Here is a 6,400-nt window from a genome sequence, read left to right on the forward strand (position 1 = left end):
GGCGTCGCCCGCGCGGCGGGTATCGCGGGCCGCCGCTCGCCGGCCGGACAGCGCGGCCAGGGGGGACGCGCCGCCGAGCCCGTCGACGGGAGCGGCGGTGACGAGCGGTTCGCGCAGGACCAGCAGCACCTGGCGGGTCAGCAACTGCATCTCGACCGCCAGCTGGCCCAGGTAGGTGGCGTGTTCACGGGCCGCGTGTGCCAACGCCGGATGAGGGAGCTGGTCGGCGGCGTCGTCGAGCTGCTGGATCTGGGCGGACAGGTCCGCGGGCATCGCCCGCACAAGGATCTGCACCGGCGCGGTCAAACTGTGCAGGTAGCGAGCGAACACGGCGACGAGCCCGTCCTGCTCACCCGGCGTCCGCAACGCAAAATTGATCGTGGAGGCGACCGCGACCACCGCCAGACCGTCACCGCCGAGGTCGATCACGCCGATCCCGGCCTGGCCGGTGATCGTACGGGCAGGCAGCCGCAGCGGCGCTGCCTGCTGCTCCCGCCCACGCCGGCCGCCGCCGGCTGTGCTGGTGGCACGGGCGGCAAGCCACGCCGGCGGCGCCGCCACACCTTCCGGTGCGTTGATCAGGTGCCGCGGGCGGGTGCGCTGGCGGACCGCCGCCATCAGCAGCCGGTCCAACGACAAGCCGTCGCGCTGACCGAGGACCAGGGTGGCGGCGCCGGCGGCGATCGGGACCGCCCCCAAGCCGAACACGGGCAGCGGCAGCAGCGTCCGGGTGGCGGCCCAGGCGAGGTAGAGCACGGCGGCGGTGAGCGCGAGGATCAGGACCTGACGGGCGGTGAGGTTCGCGACGATCCGGTCCTCGCGATCGACGTCGGCGGGGATATACACGGGGTGGGTCATGGTCGCGGACCTCCAGGCGGTGGCGGAGCGGTGAAACGCGGCATCGGAACCCCACGCGGCGCCGGCCGGCGCGGCGCTTGCGGGCGCGGCGCTTGCGGGCGCGGCGCCTGTGAGCGGGGCGTTTGGGGCCGGGGCGCCTGTGGGTGGGGCGTCTGTGCGCGCGGTGTTTGCGGGTGGGGCGGGTGTGCTGGGGGGGTGGTGGGACGCGGTGTTGTCGTGCGCGGTCGGCGTGGTTGCTGCGGGGCTGGGGTGCGGGGTAGGGGTGGGGGTGGGGGCATCGGCGGGCTGACCCGGCCCGGTGCCGGGGAGCTGAACAGCACCGGCATGGCGGTGCCCGTACGGGCACGCCGTCCGGGAGCCGCGACGCGCGGCGGGCTCCCCACCGGCCGGGCCGGGTCCGGCGGGCGGAACCTGACTGGTGCGACCGGACCTCGCGGCCGGATCGGCGTCGAGGACCCCGACGGTGTCGGCTCGGGGCCTGGGGGTTGGAATCGGACCCGGGTGGGAGCGCCGGACGGTGCTCGAAACGCCGTCGCCGATGCCGTCGGGGTGGATGCTGCGGGCGGTGTGCCGGTGCTATCCGGAGAGCGGAACACCGGCATGCCGGGTGGCCCGGTCGGGCGGGGCCGGGGAGGGGTGTTCTGGTCAGGGTCGGCGCCGGGTGTCGCAGGAGCGCGGAAGACCGCGGGCGGCACCGGGCCGGTGGCCTTGCCGTTGGCGCGATGATGCATAGACACCGCCGGTAGGGGTTGGAGGAACTGGGGGGTGGTCCGGCCGCGCGGAGGCTGCCGCCGGGATGGGATCGGGGGTTGCGCCGGCCGTCGCGGGGTTGTGGGTGCCGCGCTGCGGCGGGCGCGGATAGGCGTTCTGCCGCGGCCGAGCCGTCCGCCGCCCAGCAGGCCGAGGGCGCGGCCGGTGATGTAGGCGCGCACGACCCGGCCAAGAATGCCGCTGCCGCCCTGGCCGATCCTGGGCATCATCCAGAACGGAATCTTGAACAGGAAGTAGATCAGGGTGATGGCGGCCAGCAGGTTCACGACGCCGTCGGGGCTCGGGCCGAAGACGGTGAAGCCGCCCGGGGTGAAGAACACCTTGAAGCTGGCGATCAAGATAAAAGACTGGGCGATCTGAATGCCCAGGCAGCCAAAGAACGCCCGCCACCACCAGAACGCCACCTTCTCGGTGAGCGGATGGCCGTGCCCGGCCAGCGCCAGCGGTGCCGCACCGATGAGCGCGACCTCGATCGTGATACGCGCGATGTAGGTGCACAGCAGCACCACGACGGAACCGGCGAGGAACAGGCCGAGGAAAATAACGAAGATGCTCTTGCCGTAGCCGCCGGGTGTGGGTGCGATCGCCCCGAGGACAACATTTTTCAGCTGCCCGGCGGCGGTGTCAGGGTTCAGCCCCTGGCCGAGGATGCCGCCGGGCACCGCGTTCGCGATCTGGATGGCTTTGCCGGCCAGGAACTGCGACAGACCAGAGGCGAGGAAACCGATCGGGATCCGTGGGGCGAGCTCCTTGATGGAGATGCGGGACTGGACCGTGCCCAGCGACATGACCGCGATCCCACCGAACATGACCAGCGTGCCGTAGGCGGTGATACTGATCGCCCACGATGTCGACCACAGTTCCCCGATCGCGGGAAGCTGGGACGGTTCCGGTGTGGTCAACAACGTACGGCCCAGGAGATCGAGCAGCGGGTTGAGCGCGGCCGTCACCAGCGTGCGGAAAAACGCGGTAATGGCGCCGTTGATCGCATTGGCGATCCAACCGGTAATGCCGCCACCGCTCCCGCCCGTGGAGGGCGCAGTGGGGGTGGTATGCGCCGAGGGAGGCGCCGGAGCCGACGGCTGCGCCGGGCAGTCGGCCGCGTCGTCCGTGCACGTGCCGGGACTGACCTCGTCCGCGCCCGCAGTGCTGTCGTCGGTGCCCGTGGGCGGCACATCTCCTGCCCAGGGCAGGCTGCCCGGCGGTGCACTCGGCGATGCGGACGACGCCCCGGACGAACCGGCGGGCGCCTGGGGGGACGGTCCGGGTTGCGGATTCGGGGTGGGCCGGCTGCCGGCGGACGCACCTGCGGAGGGTGCGGGTGCGACAGCGTCAGCGCGGGCCAGCGCGGGAAACGCCACGACCAGCAGGAGCGTGAGCGCCGCCGCCCCGACCAGCCACAGGCCCCAACGCCCGCGGCCATGTCCCCGACCAGCTGCGCGGGCTGTCTGAAGGACGGTCCGCGCACTCAGGACAAGGGCACGGCACGTATGGACGGCGGCGGCCACGATCAGCCCCCGACGATCTGCTTGAGGATTCCGACGACGACCGGGGCAAGCGCGGCCAGCCCATAGCCCCAGGCCGCATTACGGAAGGAGTCCTTGGCCTTGCCGACCTCGCTCGGCTCGCCGTTGGAGATCAGGTAGCGCACGCCGCCGATCGAGAGGAACACCGTCGCCAACAGCGCCAGAATTCCCATGATCCAGTTGCGGACGTTGTTCAGGACCGTGTTCAGGTCCGGCGCCACCGGCGCCGGCGGCGTCGTCGCCGCGAAGGCCGCGACGCTGCCCGCGAGGACGAACGCCAGCACGACGACGGTGAGCAGTACTGCCCGGCGTACCAGCGCCTGCCGACCGCCCGCCCGGGATCGGCCGGGAGGAGCCACGGGGTGCGGCCGGGTCGGGCTCATGCCGGCACCCCCGCCACCGCGACCGCAAGCGCTGGCGCGCTGGCCGGGGGGAGGGAACCGACGACACCGACCGGTGGATGTGGCCGGGGCGGGCGCTCACTGGCCGTCGCGCGTGCGGCCCGGCTGCTACCGGTCGAGCCGGTGAGGTGATCAGCGAGGCGCTGTTCGGCCCGGTTGCGTAGTCGGGCGGCGCGGCGGGGTGCTGTCGCGTGGCGGGCGGCCCACGCGCTGACCGTGAGGTCATCCAGACGGGTCGCGGCAATCAGATCGGCTTCGGTGTCGCTCAGGACGCCGGCGACGACCGCGCCAGCCAGGACCTCCTCGGGTCCCGTCAGGCCCGGACCGGACCGTGCTGCCTCGGCCGCGGCGACGGTCTGGAACAGGTCCGGGTCGGGACGGGGGGCTTCCCGCTGCTGGACGGTCAACGCCAGCCCGGCCCGGTAGGCGGCCCACCGCAGCCGCACCGCGATCCGCGGCAGGTCCAGGCGGACCGTGGCCACCGCTTCGAGGAACCCGGTGAGCACCTCGGCCTGCACGTCGGCGGCGTCGAGGTCGCTGTGGGCGCCGAGGCGCGCGCAGACCGCGTACAGGGCGGGCAGGGCCATCCCGGCGGCGCCCACCGTCCACGCGCCGCCGTAGCGGCGAGAGCGGCGGATCACCACCGCCCAGGCGGCGTCGCGGAGGGCTGGCAGGCAGGAGGCGGCCAGCAGCAGGTCGCGTAGCTCGTCCAACGCGACCGGTCGCGCCGGCAGACCCGCCACCGTCGACCCGTCCAGCGCCAACGGCGCAGGCCCCGCCACCAGCAGGCCAAAGCAGTCCCGCAACGTCGCCAGTGGCAACGCGGGCGCGCCCCGGCCGGCCGATCGCGGAGGAAACGAAGACATTCCGTCGGGCATTACAGCCGCCCTTTCGCTGTCACGGAAATGTGGACAGCTCTAAGGACGCCACGTCATGCCCAGCAAAAACCCAGAAAGATCTCCCAGTACATGCACAGCAAAGATCGCTGGCGCCCAGAACAATCCCAGCGATCTTGAATGGGCTTGCTGCCGGCCTCGAACGCGAGTCGATGCCAGCGCCCGCCCGAGCCTGCCCAGCAGGGCTCTGAGCTGCAACGCTGTGACATCCCTCGAAGATCGCTGGGCACTCTGCTGGCATGGCGGGCAGCCGATCCTGATGCCCAGCGAGAAAAATCTTGAAAAATTTTTGAGCGTCTCCTCCGGGTACTGCCCAGTGAGCTGCCAGCGATCAATAGTCCGGTCAGGCTAGGCCATGCCCAGCGAGAAAAATCTTGAAGAGAGTCGCTGGGTGAGTGTCCGAAGCATGCCCAGCAGACGGTCTCCTTTTACAGCCACGAAAAATTCGTCCGCCGTGAAAGGAACCTTTCTCGATGCCCGTATCCGATCCTGGCCGCGACGGGGGCGTTGGCGTCTCCGCGGGCCGGCCCACGACCGTCTGGCCGTGCCCGCCGGACAGCCCCGGCCGGCCGTCGGCCGGTTGGCTTGCCGCCGCCCTCGACCAGCTCGTCGCCTGCTACACCCGGCCCGGCGACCCGGTCCTGATCCTGCTTCCACCGCATGCGGACGGGCCCGCCGCGGTCTGCCGGAAGGCGCCTGCGGACCGGCTCGCCGACGCCGGCAGGGCCGCCGACCGACTCGGCCGCGCCGTCCACGTCCGCCCCGCGTCCGCCACCGGGCCCGCACAGCCGTCTGGGTCCGGACCCGGACCCCGTACGCCAGGCGAGGGTCCGCACAACGACCGCCACCCGCTGGTCGTCACCGTCGTCGACCCGACGCGGACCGGCTGGGTGCACGGGATCTCGTGGGACCGGCTGGTTGCTCCCGAGGGCGTACTGGCGGTGATCACCCGCAGCGACAGCATCGGCGGCTGGCTGCTCGACCCCACCGGCGCGCTGAGCGCCGCCGCCGGCCGCCACGGGCTGGCGCTGCTCGACCGGCTGGTCCTGCTGGAGGTCCCCCTCGACGAGCTCGGCGGAGCCCCCACACCCCTGCCACAGCAGGCCGTGGCCCGCAGGGTGCACTCCGCCCTGTTGGTGTTCGCCCCGCTGGCGCCGCCGATATGGGACGCGACCCGATGACCCTCGAAGACGAGACGTGGCGCTGCGACGCGCGGTGGGCGACGGTCTGGCCCACCGGCCCAGTCGCCGCCAAGGACGATGCCTCCGGGGAACGGGCCGGTGGCAGCGAGGCTGACCTGGCGGTCCCCTCGGCGGTCGTCGCCTATGCCATCGCCCTCTACAGCCAGCCGGGTGAGACCGTCTGCGACCCGGACTGCACCGACCCGACGGTCGTCGTCGAGGCAGTCCGGGCCCAACGGCACGCCCTGGGTATCACCTCCGACACCCACACCTGGCAGACCGTCCGCGCCGCCCTGACCATGGCCAAAACCCAAGGCGCACCCGGTGACGGGACGATTCTGGACTGCCGGCCCGACAGGGGGTCCTGGGCCGGACCCGGGCCGGTCGACCTGCTGCTGACCGGGATCGGACCCGGATCGGACCCGACCGGACCCTGCGGTCCTCGCAGTGACCGGCTGGCAGACCGCCTCACCGGATACCAGGACCTGGCCGGGCCGGCGGGCCGCCTCGTGGTCGTGGCCGCCTACCACGTTGCCGGTGGACTCGACCTCGCCAGCCGGATCGTCGCCGCCGGACGTCAGGCGGGCTGGCAGCCCGTGCAGCGCGCGGTCGCACTCACCGCCATGGCGCACCCTCGCGCCCTCGACGCCGCGCCGGTGCACGGCCGGCCCTGGCCCGCCCACCACGACGTGCTCCTGTTCCGCCGCAGCAGGCGCGGGCGGCCGGCGCGCCCACCGGATCTACCGCCGCCCAGTCCGGCGCCCGCC

The 6,400-nt window shown here is 72.8% G+C and carries 6 protein-coding genes; 2 read left to right on the top strand and 4 right to left on the bottom strand.

Annotation, left to right across the window (positions count from 1 at the left end; translation table 11 throughout):
* The 4 genes from ND747_RS19550 to ND747_RS19565 all read right to left on the bottom strand — a co-directional run.
* Nucleotides 1–858: PrgI family protein (locus tag ND747_RS19550; RefSeq protein ID WP_251735246.1), on the bottom strand; the 858-nt coding region annotated here is incomplete at its 3' end.
* Nucleotides 855–2,804 (bottom strand): hypothetical protein, encoded by a 1,950-nt coding sequence (locus tag ND747_RS19555; RefSeq protein ID WP_251735248.1) that lies wholly within the window; start codon nt 2,802–2,804, stop codon nt 855–857. The genes ND747_RS19550 and ND747_RS19555, both read right to left, overlap by 4 nt.
* Nucleotides 2,805–3,139: 335 nt before the next feature.
* A complete protein-coding gene (locus ND747_RS19560) occupies nt 3,140–3,538 on the bottom strand; it encodes a pilin (RefSeq protein WP_251735250.1) in 399 nt (132 codons plus the stop codon).
* Nucleotides 3,535–4,422, bottom strand: a complete 888-nt coding sequence (locus ND747_RS19565) for a hypothetical protein (RefSeq protein WP_285900815.1) — start codon at nt 4,420–4,422, stop codon at nt 3,535–3,537. Before ND747_RS19565 ends, ND747_RS19560 begins: the two co-directional genes overlap by 4 nt.
* Before the next feature lie 503 nt (nt 4,423–4,925).
* On the opposite strand from ND747_RS19565, the gene ND747_RS19575 reads away from it, so the two are divergent.
* Both ND747_RS19575 and ND747_RS19580 read left to right on the top strand, forming a co-directional pair.
* Nucleotides 4,926–5,633, top strand: coding sequence for a hypothetical protein (locus ND747_RS19575; protein ID WP_251735252.1), 708 nt, complete (start codon nt 4,926–4,928; stop codon nt 5,631–5,633).
* Nucleotides 5,630–6,400: SAM-dependent methyltransferase (locus ND747_RS19580; protein ID WP_251735254.1), on the top strand; the 771-nt coding region annotated here is incomplete at its 3' end. The genes ND747_RS19575 and ND747_RS19580, both read left to right, overlap by 4 nt.

This window comes from Frankia sp. R82, from assembly GCF_023716925.1.
In the GTDB taxonomy this organism is placed as follows: Bacteria; Actinomycetota; Actinomycetes; order Frankiales; family Frankiaceae; genus Frankia.

What these genes read in the sequence shown, in the direction of transcription:
- ND747_RS19560 (WP_251735250.1), bottom strand. Translation starts at nt 3,538, where the DNA reads ATGAGCCCGACCCGGCCGCACCCCGTGGCTCCTCCCGGCCGATCCCGG.
- ND747_RS19565 (WP_285900815.1), bottom strand. Translation starts at nt 4,422, where the DNA reads ATGTCTTCGTTTCCTCCGCGATCGGCCGGCCGGGGCGCGCCCGCGTTG.
- ND747_RS19575 (WP_251735252.1), top strand. Translation starts at nt 4,926, where the DNA reads ATGCCCGTATCCGATCCTGGCCGCGACGGGGGCGTTGGCGTCTCCGCG.